The 20,491-nt window shown below is 60.7% G+C and carries 18 protein-coding genes; 11 read left to right on the forward strand and 7 right to left on the reverse strand.

Annotated elements, in window-relative coordinates; all coding sequences use genetic code 11:
• Window positions 1-171: 171 nt before the first annotated feature.
• Window positions 172-2,001 carry an SLC13 family permease gene (locus ACIPZH_RS11275; protein ID WP_400636209.1) on the forward strand — a complete coding sequence of 610 codons (1,830 nt, stop codon included), beginning with the start codon at window positions 172-174 and terminating at the stop codon, window positions 1,999-2,001.
• A gap of 125 nt (window positions 2,002-2,126) precedes the next feature.
• Entirely contained in the window at window positions 2,127-3,551 is a 1,425-nt protein-coding gene (locus ACIPZH_RS11280) for a diguanylate cyclase (protein WP_400636210.1), read from the forward strand.
• Between the two features lies 1 nt (window position 3,552).
• Here ACIPZH_RS11280 and ACIPZH_RS11285 read toward each other — a convergent pair whose 3' ends face one another.
• Window positions 3,553-4,314: a TSUP family transporter gene (locus tag ACIPZH_RS11285; RefSeq protein ID WP_241805454.1), complete on the reverse strand. Its 762-nt coding sequence runs from the start codon at window positions 4,312-4,314 to the stop codon at window positions 3,553-3,555.
• A 100-nt stretch (window positions 4,315-4,414) separates the two neighbouring features.
• Here ACIPZH_RS11285 and ACIPZH_RS11290 point away from each other — a divergent pair, with 100 nt between their 5' ends.
• Window positions 4,415-5,335, forward strand: coding sequence for a LysR substrate-binding domain-containing protein (locus ACIPZH_RS11290; protein WP_349974911.1), 921 nt, complete (start codon window positions 4,415-4,417; stop codon window positions 5,333-5,335).
• 116 nt (window positions 5,336-5,451) lie between these two features.
• On the opposite strand, the gene ACIPZH_RS11295 is transcribed toward ACIPZH_RS11290, so the two are convergent.
• Window positions 5,452-5,646, reverse strand: a complete 195-nt coding sequence (locus ACIPZH_RS11295) for a hypothetical protein (protein WP_196996614.1) — start codon at window positions 5,644-5,646, stop codon at window positions 5,452-5,454.
• A gap of 194 nt (window positions 5,647-5,840) precedes the next feature.
• Window positions 5,841-6,101: a hypothetical protein gene (locus tag ACIPZH_RS11300; RefSeq protein WP_267817067.1), complete on the reverse strand. Its 261-nt coding sequence runs from the start codon at window positions 6,099-6,101 to the stop codon at window positions 5,841-5,843.
• 319 nt (window positions 6,102-6,420) lie between these two features.
• Here ACIPZH_RS11300 and ACIPZH_RS11305 point away from each other — a divergent pair, with 319 nt between their 5' ends.
• Entirely contained in the window at window positions 6,421-6,606 is a 186-nt protein-coding gene (locus tag ACIPZH_RS11305) for a hypothetical protein (RefSeq protein WP_400636211.1), read from the forward strand.
• 159 nt (window positions 6,607-6,765) lie between these two features.
• Here the strand turns inward: ACIPZH_RS11305 and arfB are convergent, their stop codons facing one another.
• From arfB to vasI, 4 genes are all read right to left on the reverse strand, one after another.
• Window positions 6,766-7,179, reverse strand: a complete 414-nt coding sequence (gene arfB / locus ACIPZH_RS11310) for an alternative ribosome rescue aminoacyl-tRNA hydrolase ArfB (RefSeq protein ID WP_267817069.1) — start codon at window positions 7,177-7,179, stop codon at window positions 6,766-6,768.
• A gap of 735 nt (window positions 7,180-7,914) precedes the next feature.
• Entirely contained in the window at window positions 7,915-11,520 is a 3,606-nt protein-coding gene (gene tssM / locus ACIPZH_RS11315; RefSeq protein WP_400636212.1) for a type VI secretion system membrane subunit TssM, read from the reverse strand.
• On the reverse strand, window positions 11,495-12,985 hold the full coding sequence (gene tssA, locus ACIPZH_RS11320) for a type VI secretion system protein TssA (RefSeq protein WP_400636213.1): 1,491 nt from the start codon (window positions 12,983-12,985) through the stop codon (window positions 11,495-11,497). The genes tssM and tssA overlap by 26 nt, the downstream gene beginning before the upstream one ends.
• Window positions 12,973-13,605 carry a type VI secretion system-associated protein VasI gene (vasI, locus tag ACIPZH_RS11325; RefSeq protein ID WP_400636214.1) on the reverse strand — a complete coding sequence of 211 codons (633 nt, stop codon included), beginning with the start codon at window positions 13,603-13,605 and terminating at the stop codon, window positions 12,973-12,975. Before vasI ends, tssA begins: the two co-directional genes overlap by 13 nt.
• 334 nt (window positions 13,606-13,939) lie before the next feature.
• Here vasI and tssB point away from each other — a divergent pair, with 334 nt between their 5' ends.
• Genes tssB through tssJ form a run of 7 tightly spaced genes read left to right on the forward strand, consistent with a single transcriptional unit; the run spans window position 13,940 to window position 20,453 of the window.
• Window positions 13,940-14,443: a type VI secretion system contractile sheath small subunit gene (tssB, locus tag ACIPZH_RS11330; protein ID WP_400636215.1), complete on the forward strand. Its 504-nt coding sequence runs from the start codon at window positions 13,940-13,942 to the stop codon at window positions 14,441-14,443.
• Between the two features lie 17 nt (window positions 14,444-14,460).
• Complete coding sequence (gene tssC, locus ACIPZH_RS11335) at window positions 14,461-15,951, forward strand: type VI secretion system contractile sheath large subunit (protein ID WP_400636216.1); 1,491 nt, start codon at window positions 14,461-14,463, stop codon at window positions 15,949-15,951.
• Window positions 15,948-16,358: a type VI secretion system baseplate subunit TssE gene (gene tssE, locus ACIPZH_RS11340; RefSeq protein WP_241805374.1), complete on the forward strand. Its 411-nt coding sequence runs from the start codon at window positions 15,948-15,950 to the stop codon at window positions 16,356-16,358. The genes tssC and tssE overlap by 4 nt, the downstream gene beginning before the upstream one ends.
• 3 nt (window positions 16,359-16,361) lie before the next feature.
• Entirely contained in the window at window positions 16,362-18,128 is a 1,767-nt protein-coding gene (tssF, locus tag ACIPZH_RS11345; RefSeq protein ID WP_400636217.1) for a type VI secretion system baseplate subunit TssF, read from the forward strand.
• On the forward strand, window positions 18,092-19,108 hold the full coding sequence (tssG, locus tag ACIPZH_RS11350; RefSeq protein ID WP_400636218.1) for a type VI secretion system baseplate subunit TssG: 1,017 nt from the start codon (window positions 18,092-18,094) through the stop codon (window positions 19,106-19,108). Before tssF ends, tssG begins: the two co-directional genes overlap by 37 nt.
• The gene (locus ACIPZH_RS11355; protein WP_400636219.1) at window positions 19,105-19,662 is read left to right on the forward strand and encodes an FHA domain-containing protein; all 558 of its coding nucleotides are present in this window, start codon (window positions 19,105-19,107) and stop codon (window positions 19,660-19,662) included. The genes tssG and ACIPZH_RS11355 overlap by 4 nt, the downstream gene beginning before the upstream one ends.
• Window positions 19,659-20,453 carry a type VI secretion system lipoprotein TssJ gene (tssJ, locus tag ACIPZH_RS11360; RefSeq protein ID WP_400636220.1) on the forward strand — a complete coding sequence of 265 codons (795 nt, stop codon included), beginning with the start codon at window positions 19,659-19,661 and terminating at the stop codon, window positions 20,451-20,453. The genes ACIPZH_RS11355 and tssJ overlap by 4 nt, the downstream gene beginning before the upstream one ends.
• The last annotated feature ends 38 nt before the right edge of the window (window positions 20,454-20,491 follow it).

Genomic DNA, 20,491 nt, shown 5'->3' on the forward strand with positions numbered 1-20,491 from the left:
GCCGGCTTGCCGGCTCCTGCTTTCCGGGCCTCATCGTTCCCGCAAGCTCCAGCGCCTGAACAAGGCAGCCCCCTCCACGCTGACCCTCATCAACACGCTCTTCACCACAAGCTGCCACACTGAATGCTACTGTCTTTCGTGCCCCCTTGAGTGAAGGAACACCCCCGCCCCATGAACCAGGAACTGCTCTGGGTCCTCGGCCTGTTGGCTGTCGTCATCGTGCTCTTCGTCATCAACCGACCACGCATGGACGTCGTCGCGCTGATGGTGATTCTCGCCCTGCCCCTGTCGGGCATCCTCACCGTGCAGCAGGCCTTGGCTGGCTTCAGCGACCCCAACGTGGTATTGATCGCAGCCTTGTTCGTGATCGGCGAAGGGCTGGTGCGGACCGGCATCGCTTACCGCATCGGCGAATGGATGAGCGACCGGGCCGGCAATAGCGAGGCACGCCTGCTGGTGTTGCTGATGGTATCGGTGGCCGGGCTGGGCTCGGTAATGAGTTCGACTGGCGTGGTCGCGATCTTTATCCCGGTGGTGTTGAGCATCGCCGCACGCCTGCAGATTTCGCCCAGCCGCCTGATGATGCCGCTGAGCTTTGCAGGCCTGATCAGCGGCATGCTCAGCCTGGTGGCCACACCGCCCAACGTGGTGGTGCACAGCGAGCTGGTGCGCCACGGCGAGCAAGGTTTCAGCTTCTTCAGCTTCACGCCCTTCGGCCTGGTGGTGCTGGTGCTGGGGATCGGCTACATGCTGCTGACACGCCACTGGCTCAATGGCGAAATACGCAAGGACGGCCGAGTGGAAAGCCGCCGCACCCTGCTCGACCTGGTACTGGACTACAAGCTCAACGGCCGGGAGCGGCGCCTGCGTATTCGCCCGCGCTCCCCGCTGATCGGCCATACCCTCGGGGAGTTGGAGCTGCGCACCCGGCATGGCGCCAACGTGATCGGCATCGAACGCCAGCACAAATTCACCACCAGGGTGATCGCAGCCGATTCGAGCACCGTCCTGCAGCAGGGTGATGTGCTGCTGCTCGACCTGTTCGCCAATCGCGACGACCTGCGCAACCTGTGCCATACCATGCAGCTGGAACCGTTGCACTTCAAGGCCGCGTATTTCATCGACCAGTCCCAGGAGCTGGGCATGGCCGAAGTGTCCCTGCCGCCCGGCTCGCAACTGGTGGGTAAAAGTATCCTGAGCCTCGCCTTTCGTACCCGCTACGGCCTTAACGTGGTGGGCTTGCGCCGTGAGCAGAAGGCGATCGACGAGCGCCTGGTAGAAGAGCCCCTGCGCCTGGGCGACACGCTGCTGGTTGTCGGCCCGTGGAAGGCGGTGCGCCAGTTGCAAAGCCAGCCAAAGGACTTCCTGGTACTGAGCTTGCCTGTCGAAATCGACCAAGTGGCACCGGCCCGTACCCGGGCACCCTATGCCCTGATCAGCCTGGCGGTGATGGTCGGGCTGATGGTCAGCGGCGTGGTACCCAATGTGATCGCCGCGTTGATCGGCTGCCTATTGATGGGGGCCGGGCGTTGCATCGATATGAACAGCGCCTACCGCGCCGTTCACTGGCCAAGCCTGATATTGATCGTCGGCATGCTGCCCTTCGCCCAGGCGCTGCAGCAGACTGGGGGCATCGACCTGGCAGTGGGCGGGCTGGTCAGCCTGTTGGGTGACGCCGGGCCAATCGCCATGCTCGTCTGCCTGTTCATGGTCACAGCGGTGATCGGCCTGTTCATTTCCAATACGGCGACCGCAGTACTGATGGCACCCGTGGCGATCAGCACCGCGGCCCAGCTGGGCCTGTCGCCGTATCCGTTCGCCATGATCGTGGCCCTGGCCGCATCGGCGGCGTTCATGACCCCGGTTTCCTCGCCGGTGAATACCCTGGTGCTCGGCCCGGGCCAGTACCGCTTCGCCGACTTCGTCAAGGTTGGTGTGCCCTTCACTGTGCTGGTGATGCTGGTAGCGGTGGTGATGGTGCCGTGGTTCTACGGTCTATGAAGCGAGAGGTTATTGGCCGTTATCCTGCGTGATCGCGGCAGATTGACATGAAGCGGCCCCTGGAAACACACTGACACGTTATTGCTCCAGGTGCCCTAGGCCGTTGTCCTGGATTTCGTCTCCGCTTGTCGGTCGAGCCTATGGTTTATTCAGCCAAATCGCGCGTGTTGCCCTATGTCGCTCTGTTCGGCCTGACCTTCGCCCTGACCCTGGGCGGTATTCTGGCGCGGCCGATCGAGTCCTTGTCGTTGTTCTGGCCCGTCAATGCGGTACTGACCGGCGTGCTCTTGCGCTACCCGCGCCAGGCCACCCTGCTGGGGTTCACCTTGGTCTGGCTGGGCATGGTCGCCGCCGACCTGGCCTGCGGCAGCGCCTGGCCGCCAGCGCTGTGGCTCAACCTGTGCAACCTGAGCGTCATAGTGACCGTGTGGCTACTGCTGTCACGCTTGCCACGCCTGCACCGGCGCATGCGCAGCCCGCGTGGGGTGCTCAGTGTATTCGGCGCCTGCGCGGCCGGTGCGACGGTGGCGGCGAGCCTGGCCTGTGCCATGGCTACACCCTGGTTCGAGCAATCGGTGCGCGCAACCTGGCTGGCCTGGTTCAGCGAACAATTCTCGACGGCGGTGCTGCTCCTGCCGGTACTACTGACGGCACCCTCCACACGGGCACTGGTGCGCAGCAGCGCCCAGGCGGTAGCCATGGCACCTTTATTGGTGCTGCTGGCCTCGCTGGCCTTCAGCATCGCCTTCGGCGGGCCGGGAGCGATTGCCTTCCCGATCGCGGCACTGCTGTGGTGTGCATGGACCTACTCACCGTTTCTGGTTTCGCTGCTGACCCTGATTGCCGGGAGCACGCTGATCGTCGCGGTGGCGCAGAACCTGATGCACTTCAGCGTGCCGCAAAGCGAGCTTGGGGTCACCACACTGATGTCGGCTCGCCTGGGCATCGCCATGCTGATACTCGGGCCACTGGTGGTCGCCTGTGTCAGCCAGACCAATCGCAGCCTGCTCGCGCGCCTGGCGCATCAGGCCACCATCGATCACCTGACCGGCGCGCTGACCCGCAGCGCCTTCAGCCGCCGCGCCAACGCCCTGCTCGACAGCCGGCAAAAACATGCACAGGCGCTACCGCTGACCTTGATGATGCTCGATATCGACCATTTCAAGTCGATCAACGACCGCCACGGCCACGGCGTGGGAGATCAAGTGCTTCGCCTGTTCGCCCGGACCCTGCAAGACCAGTTGCACGGTGGCGAGCTGCTGGCGCGCATGGGCGGTGAGGAGTTTGTGGTACTGCTGCCAGGCCTGGCACCGGAGCGCGCCAGCTTCACCGCCGAACGCCTGCGCAGAGCAGTCCAGGACCTGCACCTGGCACAGGGCGACGGGCGCCTGCAGATCACCGTCAGTATCGGCCTGGACGGCTGCGCCGGGCACGAGCCGGCGCCGAACCTGGACGACCTGCTGGCCCGTGCGGACCAGGCGCTGTACCGCGCCAAGGCCTACGGCCGCAATCGTGTCGAAGTGGCGAAGGCGCAGCGCCAGGTGATTTGACTCAGCCTATCAGCAAGTCCCAGGACAGCTTGGCGATCAGCACGCACAGCAAGACCAGGAACAGCCCGCGCACAAAGCCTGCGCCCTTGCGCACGGCCAGCCAGGTCCCGGTCAGCGCTCCAAGCACGTTGCATGCGGCCATGGGCAAAGCAATGGCATACAGCACATTGCCCGAGGGCACGAAGAACACCAGCGCCGCGAGGTTGGTGGCGATGTTGACCACCTTGGCCGATGCCGAAGCGTGCAGGAAGTCCAACGCGAAAAAGCGAATGAACAGGAAGATCAGGAAGCTGCCGGTACCCGGCCCGAACAGGCCGTCGTAGAAACCGATGGCGCCGCCGATCAGTACCGCCAGGCATTGCTCCTTGCGGCCGATCTTTGCCGGCGCGTGCAAGGTGCCGAAATCTTTCTTGCAAAAGGTGTAGATCGCCATCAGCACGATCAGCACCAGCACGGCTGGGCGCATCACGCTGGGCGGCACCAGCGACACCGTGGCGGCCCCTGCAAACGACATGATGAACGCACTGAGCGCCGCCGGCACGATCAACCCCCAGTCCAGGGTGACCTTGCGAATGAACGAGCGCGCTGCGAACGCCGTGCCGCATACCGATGCCAGTTTGTTGCTGCCCAGCAAGGCGGCAGGTTGCGCCGTGGGCAGTACATTGAACAGTGCCGGAATCTGAATGAGCCCACCACCTCCGACCGCAGCATCGATGAGGCCGGCGGCAAAAGCGAACAGCGAGAGTACGGCGATATCCATGATGGCGCGGGTTCCAGGCAGTGAAAGCAGACTGCAAGGCTAATCAAAACGGCGCGCCTGTGTTGAAATGCCATATTGCGAAAACTGCAACCAGGAGACACCCATGGCATTGGACATGCTGCGCGAAATCCAGGCGTTCGTCAGCGTCGCGCACAAACGCAGCTTCGTCGCCGCTGCGCGCGCCCTGGGCCGCTCGCCCAGCGCCGTTACACGGGCGGTGCAGGCCCTGGAAGACAACACCGGGTGCAAGTTGCTCAACCGCAACGCCAACGCGGTGACCCTGACCGATGCCGGCGAGCGACTACTCCCCCATGCCGAGCGCTTGCTTGATGTGCAACGTGATGCCGCGGATGAATTGGCCGCACTCAGTGGCAGCGCCCAAGGCTGGATCCGCTTCGGCGTGCCGCAACTGCTTGGCGAACACGTGCTGCCCGGTGTGCTGGCGGCGTTTTCCCAGCGCCACCCACAGGTAACGCTGGACGTGCACTACCGTGACGAGGCGCTCGACCCATTGCTGGGCAAGCTTGATTTCGTGGTGCGCGGCGCGTTTCCACAATCAAGCGAGCTGATCGGTTATCCGCTGTGGCGCTACCAGCGCCATCTGTATGCCAGCCCGGACTACCTGGCGCGCCATGGCATGCCCAAGCGGCCAGAGGATCTGGCTGACCATTCGCTGATCCTGCATACCGCCCCGCGCATTCTCAAGGCCTGGCACTTTTCCCGCGACGGCCGAATTACCAGCCTGCGCCCCCATCCAAGGCTGCGACTGAGCTCAGGAGATGCGGTCTATCACAGTACGCTGGCCGGTGCCGGCATTGCCCGCCTGGCCGACTGGGTGGGCGAAGCACAAGTCAGCGCCGGCCGTTTGGTACGTGTTTGCGCTGATTACCGGCTGACATCCAGTACCGGCCAAGACCCGCAAATGCACGCCGTGTATCCTGCCGGCGAGTTGCCAGCGCGGGTCCGTGAGCTGCTGCTGGCACTGCGCGAGGCAGGCAATGGGGGCAGCCGGCAGGCACGCTGACATCTGTTCAAAATCTGCTCAATTCAACAGAAGCCGCAAACGGCTTGGCTTACAGCATTTTATCCACAGACCTACCCACGTTTTTTGTGGACAGATTTCCCCGCGTAAAGAAGGACTTATCGCACGCGCAGTAGTGCTGCATTCGCCGCCTTGACCAGTTCGATCCACTCAACCGCACTGATCACGCCAGATTGTTCCAGCGCATCGGCACTGCGCAACGCCTGGTCGTATTCGTTTTCTTCGAGAATACCTGCGGCCAGGAAACGGCTACGCCACTCCAGCAGCGCTGAAGGGTCCTTCTTGCATTCCATCTATCTATCGACTCCAAGGTAAAAGGCCGGCCCACTGCCGCGACTCAATATGACGCGAGCGGGAGAGTACACGAGGCCTTTTCACTTGAGAATGACTTGCAGCTACCGCCAGTCTAACGGTATACCAAGGACCACTGCCGTGGCGGCACGACGCGGGCCCGCGCGAGAAAATAGCCGGGCCGCAGGGAACGGTGTCAGCCGGGGGGGATGGTGCCCAGCAGGCCTACCAAAAGGGTCAGCAGCAGAAAACCACCCAGAAACAGCGCGAGCTTGCCCATCAGAACCTCTTCAACGTGATAGCGGGAATGAAGGCATTGTCGGCGCAGAGCTGATATGGATACAGAGTCAGGTCGGATGAAAAAAAGCGTATCAGATGCGCTCGCGGTCACCGCGACGCAGATACGCGCCCGGTCGACCGTGATCGCCAAGGTGGCAGTGGGTTCGTAGGCGTTCACAAGAGCGAGTTCGACCTGCCCGCCCCCGCACAATTGCAACTTTAAGTTTCAGCGCAGACTGGCCAGCCTGCCAACACCATCGTGCCTACTTGAACGGCTTGGTCATCGCCGGCTCAGCAATTACGGGCATCCGCCGCACGCCTGATCTACACGAATAGAAACAGCCCCTCGTTAATTTGTAGGAAGTTTTCCCCTCGGCTGTAGGCCGCATCTTGCTGCTGAGTATGTGCTGTATGAAACCTCAGTTTCCGCTGCGATATCGAACTGCTAGGGTCCATTTTTCCTACAACGGCACGGAAGCCTTCAGCATGAGGGAAACATGGACCAGTTCAATACTTCTGGCCTGGGTCTGCAAAAATGCCTGCTCGAATTACGCAAAGAGCGGGATCTTCTGAAAGCACAGGGCAAAGATGAGGAGGCGCAACGGCTTACGCGTAAAATCGCGGGGATGGAGGCGACGCTGGCAGGGATGCCCCTGGAGATGAGGCCGGTGACACTGCAGTAGCGTACCTGTCCGTTTGCCAATGCTCGCTAGTCACCACTGCGGGCTGGATATCGAGCGCCGCCCGCGCGGCGCACGATACTTGAGTGGGTCGCGGACAGCTTCTGCCGCCTGGCCATCGACCCCTAGCTTTTGGCGCAGATGGCGCTGGAGACCCCAGCACTAAAAATCCACTTTGCCCCGCCCCGCCTTGACATTGCTCCGCCTGGCTTTGCCTTCCAGGCGACGGGTCTTCGAACCAAGGGTCGGCTTGGTGGGACGGCGTTTCTTCTCGGTCTTGCCGGCATTGATGATCAACTCGGCAAGGCGCGCCAGTGCGTCAGCACGGTTCTGCTCCTGCGTGCGGTACTGCTGCCCTTTGATGATCAACACCCCCTCGCCGGTGATGCGGCTGTCACGCAGCGCCAGCAACCGTTCTTTGTAGAAGTCGGGTAACGAAGAGGCCGGGATGTCAAAGCGCAGGTGCACGGCGCTGGATACCTTGTTGACATTCTGCCCACCCGCGCCCTGCGCGCGGATGTAAGTCAGTTCGATTTCGGCATCCGGTATCTGTACGTTGTTGGAGATGGTCAGCATGATCAGGCCCTTGCAATTGCCCCCGATTATCGCAGGGTTCTCGCGAGAAGAAATGAGTGAATAGTCCTTCTGCATCATCTCCCCTGTCACACTCGGATTAACGAATGCCGGCGGGGCATGAGGACTGTGGGGGCGACATTGAATTTTCGTTGCCTGGAACAGCTAGGATCCACCTCCAGCAACCCGTCGCTGGCCAAGCGGTCCACCACTATCGCTTCCTCACGCACATAGTCGGCCACCTCGTTCTATGGGGAACGAACACACCACCTATAGGCAGGGTCCAGCGGCTCGTAGCGCCATTCCAATACAGCGGGTACACCACCATCCCACCTTGTGCCTCTTCCAGGAACCGCTCAGTGTCGGGTAGCAAGCCGGCCAGTTCAGGTCCCATAGTGACGCATAAAGCAATTCGCTTCGTTGAACGGTGGCACCCTGGCTTGTCTTCGCCTTCATTACCATCGAACACCCAGGGAGACTCCAGCGCTACCACGGGAAAGGGTAGCCGTGCCAGGTCCAGGTGGGCCTGGCGGACCTCACCCATGTCCACTAGCTCAGCGCAGTTGGGCAGGATGAACTTCACACTTTCGCGCAAAAGCCTCACGACGGCGTAAGGGGCGTGCAGGATACCGGGCATATCCTAACGCACGGTATGAATGCCAGACTCCAGTTGTTCGATGGCGTGGGCACAATAATTCAGCGCCTTTACTCGCTCTTCCGTTTGCATGATCTTCCCCTTTATAAACCTGCCTGCGTGCTAGGCCCCAGTTTGGGCGACTGTTGCAACAGCCCTCGTGGCAAGTGGAAACCTTTGAACGGTTCCTGAGTAATGGGGTTGAATGCTTTTTCAGCGTTGAGCCTGTAGCGCATCACGCCATCGCCGGCCCTGAAGCTCAGGTCCACGCTGGCCGCCGTGCGTCCATTGAGCGAGCCACGGCTGAGCAAGCGGAACATCGACCAGGGGCCACGGTATTCAAGGCTGCTGCTGTTACCGTTCTGCCTCAGCAAGGTCAGGTTGCTGCGCACCTGCTGCCCCAGGGTGTTAGGCCAGACGATGCCGGTGATTTGGCTCGAGCCATGGGTGTAGGCAATCAGTTGGCCGTCCAGGTCCAGCAAACTTGTACGCTGATTGGCACTCAGGCCCAACGGCTCGATGCTGAACTGCACGCTCAGGTTGCCGCGCTGATCGAAGAAGGTCTCACGGATACGGTCTGCCCGTTCCAGCTGTTCGATCACATCGCTACGGATCAGTGATTGCCCCTGATGGCCCGCTTGCAGGCTTTCGAGGTTTTCCTGCAGGAAGACCTTCAGGTATTGATCATGGAATCGCTGAAGCCGCCCCTTCGGGCCAAAGAACGCCTCGAAGTCGTCCAAGGAGGCATCGGGCGCCCGCACCACGAAGGGGTAGCGCCCGGCCAGGCGCTGCTGGAAGAAGCTATAGACCTCAGCGTCCCAGCGCCGCTCCAACTCACGCAGGGCTTCGACATTCAGCACTCGCGCCGTTTGATCGGCGACCTTCCGGATCTGATGGTTGATGGGTTCCGGCAAGCCAGTAGCCACCCGCTGCAGGGTGCCTATCGGGTCCTGCCCCGTCATCGAGAATCGCTGATGCACGGCCTGCAGCGCCGCCTTGCCTCTGTCAGGGCTATCCTGCACCGACTTGGCATAGTCGTGCACGGCCGCGATCGCACCGAGGGTCTCATCGTAATAGCTGGGTTTCTCACCGGCTGCTTGCAGCATGGCACCCAGCCCAGCAAAGGCCCGTTGAATAGCCAATGCCTGTTGCTGCTCAGGTTTGCTACTTGCAGGCCGCAACGCTTCGGCTTGCGCAAGAGACTCTGCGCCCACGGCCGATGAAAGCGACGTATTGTCCTTCACAGCATCCAATAGCCGATGCAGAGGCGCCGCAGGCCCGGTCAGTTGCTGCAGGATCGCGACCCCATGATCCAGATCACGGAAGTCAGCCACCGCGAAGGCATTCAAGGCGCGCCGCCAGCTGTCAATGAAATCGGCGCTGTACAAGTTACGCAGCCGTTCGCCTAGCGCCTCCCGGTCGGCATCCGAGTAATCAAGCTGACCGCGCTCACCCAGCGCCCACTGGTCGATCATCGCCATTTCCGCAAACCGCTGACTACGGGGTTCGAAGTACTCTTTGAAGCCTTTGGCGGTGAGCATGGGTGCTATCAGTACCCCCTCCCCCTGCCCGGCGCGAGACGACAGCTGATACACCACATCGAACGCTGGCCCCACCTGATGACGCAGGTCCAAGCCAACATGCAGCTGTTCCCCAGCCTGCTGTTTCAGGCTCGCATAGACTCGCTCTGGCAGGGGAATCTGGCGCAGCGTCTGCTGTACCTCGGCAATGCGCTGGCTGTACTGCGGCAGATCGGTATCGGCATAGGCCAAGGCATAGTTGAGGTGCCGCATCAGGTCGCGTTGCAGTTGCCCCTGGCCGGGATACTTCTGTTGCCACTGATGGGCGAACCAGTCCTCGACCCATTCGGGCCGGCGGTTCTGGCGGTCCTCCAGCATTCGATAAACACGAAGAGCAGCCATTTGCTGTTCACTGCCAGGTGGTGCAGCGTCCATTGCATCGATCACGCCACTTGCCAGGGCGGGCAAGAAACGCTTGGAAAGCAACGCCAGGTAGGCCTCATCGACGCGGGGGCCGATGGCGCGCCCCTGGTACAAACCAAGATCGGAAATACCCGGCCACGCATCACGGTAGTTGCCAAACACCGACACGGCATCGCGAATCTGGTCCAGGGGCTCCAACAGGTTGCGCCCGGAGGGGTCCAGACGCTGGTCCACTTGGTGATGGCTGTACTCACTGCTCTTGGCAAGCACGTTGGCGGCCTTGGCGCCATTGATGTCAAAGTAGCGCTGCCAACTGGCGATGGCGACGCAGAAGGCAAGCCCGCCTACTGCAGAACCCACCCACAGCAACCGCCGTTTGCTGCGTGCCACTTTGATGTTGTCTCCGGCAAGCCCGGCTTCCTGGTAGATGACACGCCGGAAGGCATGCTGAATGAAATAGACCAGCGCCGGCCCCTGCGACTTGCCCTCACGCAGCGGAAACTCGGTGTTGTAGGGCTGCGCCGCCTCACGCACGAACGCGTTGAGCATGTCGCCCTGCTGCACGACCGAGGACCAGTAAACACCGCGTACCAGAGCCGGGGTGGTGAAGCGGTCACTCGCGAGGGCTTCTTTCAAGAAGCCAAGCAGTATCGGACGCAACCCGATCAGCTGCCCATGCAGTGTGAACAGACGCGAGCGCTGTGCTGCACCGTTCAGGACGTCCAGCCGTTCGACCACCTGTTCGAACAGATCGTTGATCAAGCGACGGTAGTGTTCACCATATTCCTCCAGCCAATCGTCGAACGTGCCGGCAGCCTCCAACTTGAAGGTGAAGCCCAGCATTTTTTCCCGTGTGGCGGCAGGCAGCGCGGCGTATAGCTGGTCAAAACCGTCCAGCAGGTCGAATTTGCTCAGCACCACATACACTGGCAGGCGCGATCCCAACTGATTGCTTACCTCATACAACCGCGCGCGCAAGACATGCGCCAGCGCAACACGGTGCTCAGGTGCCCCCTGCAGCAAAGCAGGCAGGTCGACAACCAGCAAGAGGCCGTTGAGGGCTCTTTGGCTTCGGTTACGCACCAGCCAGCCCAACAGGTGTTCCCACAACCTGGCCGAGGTTGCAGGGGGTGGGTTCGATGTTTTCGATGCTTCGGACAAGCCCGCCAACGCCCCCTGACGAATGAAGGCGCCCGGAGGGTCGATGATCACGGCGTCGTCACTGACCCACCAGCCTATCGGGTGTGCCAGTGCTTGCGCCTGTCGGCCCCGAGCTTGTGCTTTGTCGATACGGGTCAGGGAAAAGCTTTGTTCAGTACGGTCGATAAAACTGGTCTTGCCGGCCTGCTCGTCACCCACCACCAGATACCAGGGCAGCCGATACAACGCACGTCGGCCACCGGCGTTGTCCAGATAACGCGCCAGCCCTTGGTCTAATGCCTTTTCTTGTGCCTGAACGAAGGGCAATACATCGTCCAGCTCAGCGGCCACCGCCTGCTGGCGCTGCGCCTGCAGGCGGCGCGAACGCCCGTGCAAGACCACCAGCCAGCAGAGCAGCGGCACCAACACAAGTGTCAGGCTAGCCAGCGCGCGATGCGCCACGCTCGCCAGCGGCTGCTGCTCGCGCCAGGTCCATTGCGGGCCGAGCCACCAGAGCGCGGCCAGTAGCAAGACGGCGCCCAGCCCAAGCAGCAGCGGCATGGCCAGGCCGACACCCGTCAGCAGGGGCAGGCCCCAACGTTTAAGATGCTTCCACACTCGACTCATCGTGACTCCCATTTCTTGTTGCAATCAGCCCGCGAGGGATGGTGGATGCATACTGCTGAAGGCGTTGAAACACCTCAGGCTCCCAGGCGCTGGCGGAGGTTTCCTGCATCGTTCGAGCAACGCCTGCGCATAAATCCTGGGCCAGCCAGGACACACCCCGGGCAGCCAACAGATCAGCCGCGATCACGGTGGTATGGCAGCGCTCACGCAAACTACGGAAGTCCGCCTGCATTCCCTGCAGCCTGAGCAATACCGCTTCAACGCCGCTGGTTTCCAGCTGGCAGGCCAGTTCCTCTCGAAGCGTTGCGAATTCCTGCGAAGCTGCGCCCGAATCGGACTGCCCTTGTGTACCCCGGAGCCACGCCAGACATTGGTCGTCGACAAATACTCTGCCGTCGCTGAAGCACAGCTGCTGCAGCGCAGGTATGCGCTGCACGAACCGCGCACTCGCTGCGCGGATAGCCTCAGCCACCTCGCTCATCGCCAGGCGCGTGGCAGCGCTCGCTGCGAGAAAACTGCCACGTATCCAGTAGGGACTGGCCGTCACGCTCTTTTCGATCCGCTGGAGGATGGCCACGTCAACTGCAGTGCCGGCGATGGCATCTTCATAGTCCCCGGCGATCTCCTGCGGCACCGCCATCAGCTCAGTGCGATGGCCGTGCCTGGTTTCAGGCGCCGTCTGGATGTGGGCCCACAAGCCGAAACGACGCAACTGGTAGCCAGCAGGATCGTAGGGGTCATGCTGGTTGATCAGCTCAGCCATGGTGAGCATGGCTCTTCGTGATTCACGCTCGTTGGCGAACGACACACGGGGCATTGGCGTGGCGATGACCTCGGCCAACGACGCAGACTTGCTGCCTTTTGCAGGGGGCTTTTCCGTGGGGGCCTCAGTGAGCCCGTTAGCAAGCTCCATGTGCTTGCGTAGTAACCGATCCAGCTCGCTCAGGGCCGCTTCTTCGAGCTGCGCTGCATCGCGCTGCTGTTGCAGCCTTTGCAGTGCGCCCTGAGCCGCCGCCGCGTGCGCGGGGCTGAAGGTGAAGCGATCCAGGCGCGGTAATGCCTCGGCCAAGCGGATCAGTGTCAGGGCAACCAGCTTACGCTTACCGAGAAACCCTTTAGGGCCCGGTTTAGGATGTGCACTTTCCCAATAGGCTTCGACCATGCCGGCCAACAAGGCCAGGGTAAAACCCCAGCGCTCCCAGCATCGGCTACGTAGCCAAGCGACACTCAGGTGCGCGACGATGCGATAGTGCTTGCACGCTTGGCCCAAGTACTGGCGGGACGCTTCTTCGATGAATGCCCAATCGATGGAAGGCTCCTGCAGCCCACCCAGCTTGACCATCTCCTGGTCAATGGCCTGGTAGGTTTCGTCCTCCACGTCGAACAGGCCGGCAGGGTTCTGTGCGTCGATGGGGGCAAGCAGCCGGGCAATGTCCTGTGCGGTGACCTCTGCTACCAGCGACATGCTTTGCGCGCCTCATCGATGAGTGGGTCCAGCCCATGGGCATCGAAAAGCAGCCCGTCAACGGCCGGGCTATCGCTCTGGACCTGAATGCGATAGGCCTTTATCAGCTTTTTGATCTGCTCGATGGCCGGCAAGCCTCTGCCAGCGTCAAGCACCTGGCCGTTTTCCGTCACTTGCCAGAGGGTAGGGACAGTTGAACCCCGCTCGCCCTGCAACTGCACGTTCACCCGACTGGCCTCGATGGGTTGTGCTGTAACCAGTTGCAACCTGGAAATGTTTTGCACGCAGCTGATGACCAGGTAGGTATGCGGAGCGACCGAAGCAATCGCCGGCGCCGAGATCATCAGCCCATCATCTTCAGCCTTGAGGCGAAACGTCAGGTCCTCTGGGGGCCGCCCCACCTCGTTGGTCAACACACGACGCAACGTGGGCGAGTCTTGCTCCGGCGCGGACCATTGCACAGGCACAAGATGAGCAGGCGTTCCGGCCGATCTATCGAAACAGGCCAAACGTTCCAAATTGGAAACGATGCGCCGACAATCCTGATCGGAATACACGGACATCGATAGAAAGCTGAGCACCAGTGCAAGACTTACTATGTAAGAATTTTTACCAGCCATCGCAAGTAACTCCCTTTCAACAACACACACTCCTTGATCACCAACGAATCCAAATAACCATCAGGCACTTCTGAATCCGGAAATCGACAACAGCCTAGCTGATAAAATTCCTGTGCGACAAACAAATATTTTTTAACACTTTTGCACTCGACCAAACATGCAAACCAAGCGCATGTTTTTTTGGGCACCCCATAAAGCCCGCCAGCTTGTTTAAACCACCGTTGTTTTTTGTTTATACCGCAGACCAACATCAGGGAAATTTCCTACAAAACATACTGACGCACACCACATAACTTTTACGCACGCCCACAATTAACAAGGGAGATATTCGGCGATGGCAAAAGCCACAGGGTCAGTTGCACCTAAAGAACGCATCAACATCAAATACGTACCCGCCACTGGCGATGAACAGGCCGAAGTAGAGCTGCCGCATAAGATGATGGTGCTTGGTGATTTCGGGTTGAAAGATGCCCGCGCCTTAGAGGACCGCTCGGTCATGCGCATCGATAAACACTCCTTCAACAATGTGTTGAACGATGCCGATGTCAACCTGGTGATGTCCGTGCCCTCCGTGCTCAGCACGGCCCCCGACGCAGAGCTCGCGGTCAGCCTGCGGTTCAAGTCCATCAGCGATTTCGGGCCCGACAGCATCGCGCGACAGGTACCGGAGCTGAACAAGCTGCTGGAGCTTCGCGAAGCGTTGGTCGCCCTGAAAGGCCCCCTGGGCAACGTGCCCACCTTCCGCAAGCAACTGCAGCACCTGCTGAATGACGAGCAAGCGCGCAAACAACTGGCCCAGGAACTGGACTTGGTGCTTGAAGCGCCGAAAGAAGACTGAGACAACGGAGCGTCCCTATGCCAAAGCAAAACAACACGACTGTCGCGGTTGAAACAACGACCGAAACGCTGAGCAACGCCACCCTGCTCGACCAGATCATGGCAGAAACCAAATTGGTTCCCAGCCAAGAGGGTTATCAAGTCGCTCGCCAAGGCGTGTCTGCCTTTATTACCGAAATCCTTAAAAGTCATGACCCAGATCAACTTATCAACAAACACCGGGTCGATCAGATGATTGCGGAGCTGGATCGAGTACTCAGCAAGCAGATGGATGCCATCCTGCATGAACCCGAGTTCCAGCAACTTGAATCCGCCTGGCGAAGCCTCAAGCTTTTAGTCGACCGAACAGACTTTCGCGAGAACATCAAGCTTGAAGTTTTGCACGTCAGCAAAGGTGATCTGCTCGACGACTTCGAGAACTCAGCCGACATCACCTGCAGTGGCATCTACAAACATGTCTACACCGCAGGTTATGGCCAGTTTGGCGGTGAACCGATTGCCGCGATGGTCGGCAACTACAACTTCGGCCCCTCCTCTCCAGATATCAAACTGCTGAGTTACATGGCCTCGGTGGGCGCCATGGCACACGCCCCTTTTCTCGCGGCGCCGTCTCCTGAGTTCTTCAATCTCAGCAGCTTCGAAGAGCTGCCAAACCTCAAGGAGGTCAAGGACATTTTCGCCGGCCCACGGCATGCCAAGTGGCGTGCCTTCCGTGAAAGCGAGGATGCCCGGCATGTTGGGCTGACCGGCCCACGCTTCATGCTCCGCTCGGCCTACCATCCGCAGGAAAATCCGGTCCAGAGCTATCACTACCGCGAGGACATCGACGGGCAGCACGACAATTACCTGTGGGGCAACTCCGCCTTTCTGCTGGCCAGTTGCATCAACGACAGCTTCGCCCGCTACCGCTGGTGCCCGAACATCATCGGCCCACAATCGGGTGGCGCAGTCGAGGATCTGCCGGTGCACCTGTATGAGTCCTTAGGCCAGCTTCAGGCCAAGATCCCTACCGAAGTGTTGATTTCCGACCGCAAGGAGTTCGAGCTGGCCGAAGAAGGCTTCATCGCCCTGACCATGCGCAAGGACAGCGACAACGCCGCGTTCTTCTCAGCCAACTCGGTACAAAAACCAAAGAACTTCCCCAAGACCCCGGAAGGCCTGCAAGCGCAGACCAACTACAAGCTCGGCACCCAGCTGCCCTACCTGTTCATCGTCAACCGGCTGGCTCACTACATCAAGGTGCTGCAACGCGAACAGATCGGCAGCTGGAAAGAGCGCAAGGACCTTGAGTCAGAGCTGAACAAATGGATCAAGCAATACGTCGCCGACCAGGAAAACCCGTCTGCCGATGTGCGCAGCCGTCGCCCGTTGCGCGCTGCAAAGGTCGAAGTTTCGGACGTTGCCGGTGAACCGGGTTGGTACCAGGTTTCTCTCGCCGTACGACCGCACTTCAAGTACATGGGAGCGAATTTCGAAATCTCCCTGGTTGGCCGGCTTGATACCCAATGAGTGGATTTTTCGATGACTTGGTGACGAACCCGTTCGCAGGCCGGGCGCTGTCCAGGCAAGAAAACGCTACCCAGAAGTTCGCCGCCATCAAGCGCCACCTCGAAACGTTGCTCAACGCTCGCCAGGGTTGCTCACAAAGCAGCCCTGAGCTGGGCCTGCATGACTTCAACCGGCACGACGCAAGCAGCGGCGACCTCCTGAAGCAAGTGAGCGCAGACATCCGCCGCACCATTGAGCGCTTCGAACCGCGCGTGCACGTGCGAACGCTCAAGGCAGTACCCGATTGTCATGCCCCCTTGGAGCTGCACTTCCGGCTGGACTGCCACGTGCAGGTCAACAACCACACCGAGCAGCTGCAACTGGAGCTGCTGGTCAACGGCCATAACCGCCACACCCGCGTGAGGTGACCCATGTCACTCAAGGATCGATTCAGCGAAGAGTTGCGTTATCTCCATGAACTGGGGAACGATTTCGCTCAGGACAACCCACAACTTGCCCGGCTGCTCGGCAAGGGTGGTAGCGACCCGGATGTCGAACGCCTGATGGAAGCCTTTGCCTTCCTGACCGCCAAGCTCCGGTTGAAGCTGGAGGACGACCTGCCGGAGCTGACGCACCCGATGCTGCAGTTGCTTTGGCCCAACTACCTGCGGCCTCTGCCGAGCGCCACGATCATCCAGTTCACCCCACGCAAGCAAGCGCTCAGCCAGTCGCAGCGTATTCACAAGGGCTCGCGGTTGTTCTCCAAACCCGTGGATGGCGTGCACTGCGAGTTTCGGACCTGTACGGCGGTGGACATCCATCCGTTCGAGATCGACGCGGTCAGTGCTACGCAGACGCTCGACAGTTCGGTGGTTCGGCTCGACCTGCGAACCTTGGTCGATCGGCCGTTGAACACCTTGGGCTGCGCCAGTCTCGATTTTCATTTGAGCGGTGATACGCAAACGGCCCGCACCCTCTATCTGTGGATTGCTCACTACCTCAAACATGTCGCGGTGACAGTCGATGGCGAGGTCCGCCGGCTGCCGGCCAGCAGCATCGTCCTCCGAGGGTTCAGCCCGGATGAAGCCTTGCTGCCCTACCCACCGAACGTGTTCGACGGCTACCGGATTTTGCAGGAGTACTTCATCTTTCCCGAGCGTTTCCACTTTTTCAGCGTTGCCGGCCTGGAGAAGGTCTGGCCCGCTGAGGCGGCTCAGGAGGTCTGCCTTGAATTTCACTTCACCCGGCAGTTGCCTGATTCGCTGCGGGTCGGCAGGGCAGACTTCAGCCTGTTCTGTACCCCCGCGGTAAACCTGTTCAGCCACAGCGCCGAGCCCATCGACCTGTCCCAACGGTTCGCCCAGGCTGAGCTTACGCCCCGAGGTGAGGAGCGCCACGCGTATGAAATATTCAGCGTCGATCGGGTCATCAGCACCCGCACGACAACAGACGGCAGCGCCGGCGAACACCTGCGAACCTTCCGAGCCTTCGAGTCGTTCGCCCATGAAATCGAGCACGTGCAGGGGCGCACAGCACTGTATTACCGCTACATCATGGAACCGTCCCTGCGGGACGATAGCGTCACCCACCGTATCGCATTCGTACGCGCAGACGCCAACGCCTACATCGGCGAGCTGGAAACAGCCTCCATCGACCTGACCTGCACCAACCGAGATCTGCCGCGAGCGTTGGCTGTCGACGACATCAATGTGATTTCCGAGATCACGCCTCCCCTGGCCACCTACACCAACCTCTGTGCGCCAAGCCGCCCCTGTCGGCCGGTGCTGGACGGCCAGTTGCAATGGGCCCTGATCTCCAACATGTCGCTGAACTACCTGTCGCTGCTCTCGGCCGAGCCGTTGAAAGCGGTCATCAATGCCTACGACTTCGCCGCCCTGCATGACATCCAGCAAACCCGTACCACCCGCAAACGCCTGGACGGCATCCAGGATGTGCACACAGCCCCCCTGGACTGGCTGATCAAGGGCCAGCCCATTCGCGGCCTGCGTACACGGCTGAAACTGGACCAAAGCGCATTCCTCTGCGAAGGCGACCTGTATCTGTTCGGTTGCGTGCTCGCGCACTTCTTCGCCCTGTACGCCAGCATCAATTCCTTCCACCAACTGGAAGTGATCAACACCACCAACAACGAGCACTACACATGGCCAATCCAGACCGGCAAGCAACCGCTGATCTAGCCGACAAACTGCTCGCCGAGGCGCACCAGTACAACTTCTTCCAGTTGCTAGAGCGCCTGTACGGTTTGCACGGGGACAACCTGGAACCACGCTGGCCCGACCCGGCCACGCGGCGGCGCGTGCGGCTTGCGAGCGACCCGCGGCTGACCTTTCCGGTGGCCGACGTGTACAAGGCCGAACGCATGCCAGACGCAGGAGACCGCTATCGCGTGTGCACCACCTTCATGGGGTTGCACGGCACTGACTCGCCCTTGCCAACCTATTACTTAGAAGAAGTGTCGTACGAGCATGCCCACGGCATCGGTGTGCGGCCGGCCTTCTTCGACTTTTTCAATCACTACCTGCTGAGCCTGTTGCACCGCATCTGGCGCAAGTACCGCTATTACATCCGCTTCCAGCCGGGTGCTACCGATGGCTTCTCGCAGTACATCTTTGCCCTGCTCGGGTTGAACGACAAACAGCTGCGCGGCCACACCGCTCTGCCCTGGAGCCGGCTGCTCAGCTTCGCTGGGGTCATTGCCAGCCGCAGCCGTGCACCGGGTACCGTTGCCGGCATCATTGCCCACTGTTTCGACTTGCAGCAGGTGCAGATCCGCGAATTCGAAACGCGCTCAGTCCTCACTGAGGCCAAGCAGCTGGTACGCCTTGGCCGCAGCAACGGCGAGCTTGGCAACTCCTTCATGATCGGCAGCCGCACGCGAACCCGCAGCAGCAAGTTCACCATCGTGATCAGCGAGTTGGACCAGGAACAGTTGCGTGACTTTTTGCCCAGCGGCCTCAATTTCAATCGCTTGCGTGCACTGATCGATTTCCTGTTGCGCGACGGGCTGGCCTATGACTTGGAGCTGCGGATAAAGCGCAACGCGCTGTCGTCCTTCTGCCTGCACCGTAGCCAAGGCGCCTATCTGGGCTGGACCAGCTTTGTCGATGACCGCCATGGCCAGATCAGCCCTGTGGTGCGGTTCCGGGGGCGCTCATGAGCACATTGACCTTGAGCATCACCAACCTTGATCAGCTGCACCACAACGTCACCGCCCGCCATCAGTTCGACTGCGCGGGCGGCACCATCGGCAGCGCCGGGTGCACCTGGCTGATCAATGATCGTGAGCAGACCGTTGCACCGGTCCATTGCGAGATTCGCTGGATCGAGGGCAGCTTCTGCGTAATCGACCGCTGTCAGCGTACCTACCTGAATGACAGCCGCGAGAACTTGGGGCCACTCGCCCCCAGGCGCCTGGTTGAGGGTGACCAACTGGGGGTTGGTGCCTATCGCCTGCACGTTCAATTTTCACAGGCCGATTCACATTCCCTGGAGGAGTTGTTCAGTTCTAAACAGAACCTCCTTGACCGCTGGTTGCTAGAGGCCCCAGGCACCGCCTGGCAAACCGATTCAGGCGCCGCGCAGGTTGCCGCCGATATCTGCTCGGCCTTCGCGCCAGGTATCGGCAACGATCCCTTGACGGCGCTGGATACAGCGACAAGCCCAGCCAACGAGCCCCCGCTGGACCATTTCATTGCAGGAGATCGCCCATGATGCGTCATTCACTCGTGGCCGGCCTGCTGGTTGCGCTGCTCGGATTTTCGGGGTGCACCTCCCTGAGCAAAATCGGCCAAGTGGTGATGGACCCCTCGGTACCCGTCGGCCCACCCAATGAACACCCCACTCAAGTCGCGTTCAGCATCAATGCCAGCCCAACACTCAATGGCAATCCGCACAGCCTTGAAGTGGTGTCCGAGTTGGAGCCTGTGATCGAGCCCAGCCCGTATGCCGTTAGCCTGAGCGCCGGTGACCCTTACGTGCTGACCGAAAAAATCGGGGCCTTGCATGAGTACCTGCAGGAACACTTCCCCGCCCTGTCGCCCGTCGACATGCCACTGGACGATGGCGACGATCCAGCGCGCTCCCCCCTGGAAGAAAGTACCCCCGGCAGCTACGAGGATCCGACCGTAGCCCTGATCTTGCCTCGCACCACCACCGTGGCTGCCGAGCCCATCGCTACGCCCATGGCCATCAAAATCCTGCAACTGCGCGACGACTCGCTCATCCGCAACAGCGTGTACGAACTGCTGGACAAGGACCCTGCCAAGGCGCTGCGAAGCACCTACATACGCGATGACGATTACTTGCTGCGCCCTGGCCAGTTCAAGTTCATCCCCTTTACGCCCATCGAGCCGGAGACACGCTTCGTTGCGGTGATCGCCGACTACCGGAACCAGGAAAACGCCACCTGGAGCCAGGTACTGCGCATTGCGCCCCGTGGCCACCAGATCATCTTGTCGGTATTGCTCAACGACACGCAGGTCCTGCTCAAGGAGGAGGACTGATGGTACCTGCAGCCGTGCATTTCTCGCTTACTCACGCT

Origin of the sequence: Pseudomonas sp. NPDC089758 (assembly GCF_044748705.1) — a bacterium.
Classification (GTDB): Bacteria; Pseudomonadota; Gammaproteobacteria; order Pseudomonadales; family Pseudomonadaceae; genus Aquipseudomonas; species Aquipseudomonas putida_X.

What these genes read in the sequence shown, in the direction of transcription:
- ACIPZH_RS11275 (WP_400636209.1), top strand. Translation starts at nt 172, where the DNA reads ATGAACCAGGAACTGCTCTGGGTCCTCGGCCTGTTGGCTGTCGTCATC.
- ACIPZH_RS11290 (WP_349974911.1), top strand. Translation starts at nt 4,415, where the DNA reads ATGGCATTGGACATGCTGCGCGAAATCCAGGCGTTCGTCAGCGTCGCG.
- ACIPZH_RS11295 (WP_196996614.1), bottom strand. Translation starts at nt 5,646, where the DNA reads ATGGAATGCAAGAAGGACCCTTCAGCGCTGCTGGAGTGGCGTAGCCGT.
- ACIPZH_RS11305 (WP_400636211.1), top strand. Translation starts at nt 6,421, where the DNA reads ATGGACCAGTTCAATACTTCTGGCCTGGGTCTGCAAAAATGCCTGCTC.
- arfB (WP_267817069.1), bottom strand. Translation starts at nt 7,179, where the DNA reads ATGCTGACCATCTCCAACAACGTACAGATACCGGATGCCGAAATCGAA.
- tssM (WP_400636212.1), bottom strand. Translation starts at nt 11,520, where the DNA reads ATGAGTCGAGTGTGGAAGCATCTTAAACGTTGGGGCCTGCCCCTGCTG.
- tssA (WP_400636213.1), bottom strand. Translation starts at nt 12,985, where the DNA reads ATGTCGCTGGTAGCAGAGGTCACCGCACAGGACATTGCCCGGCTGCTT.
- vasI (WP_400636214.1), bottom strand. Translation starts at nt 13,605, where the DNA reads ATGGCTGGTAAAAATTCTTACATAGTAAGTCTTGCACTGGTGCTCAGC.
- tssB (WP_400636215.1), top strand. Translation starts at nt 13,940, where the DNA reads ATGGCAAAAGCCACAGGGTCAGTTGCACCTAAAGAACGCATCAACATC.
- tssC (WP_400636216.1), top strand. Translation starts at nt 14,461, where the DNA reads ATGCCAAAGCAAAACAACACGACTGTCGCGGTTGAAACAACGACCGAA.
- tssE (WP_241805374.1), top strand. Translation starts at nt 15,948, where the DNA reads ATGAGTGGATTTTTCGATGACTTGGTGACGAACCCGTTCGCAGGCCGG.
- tssF (WP_400636217.1), top strand. Translation starts at nt 16,362, where the DNA reads ATGTCACTCAAGGATCGATTCAGCGAAGAGTTGCGTTATCTCCATGAA.
- tssG (WP_400636218.1), top strand. Translation starts at nt 18,092, where the DNA reads ATGGCCAATCCAGACCGGCAAGCAACCGCTGATCTAGCCGACAAACTG.
- ACIPZH_RS11355 (WP_400636219.1), top strand. Translation starts at nt 19,105, where the DNA reads ATGAGCACATTGACCTTGAGCATCACCAACCTTGATCAGCTGCACCAC.
- tssJ (WP_400636220.1), top strand. Translation starts at nt 19,659, where the DNA reads ATGATGCGTCATTCACTCGTGGCCGGCCTGCTGGTTGCGCTGCTCGGA.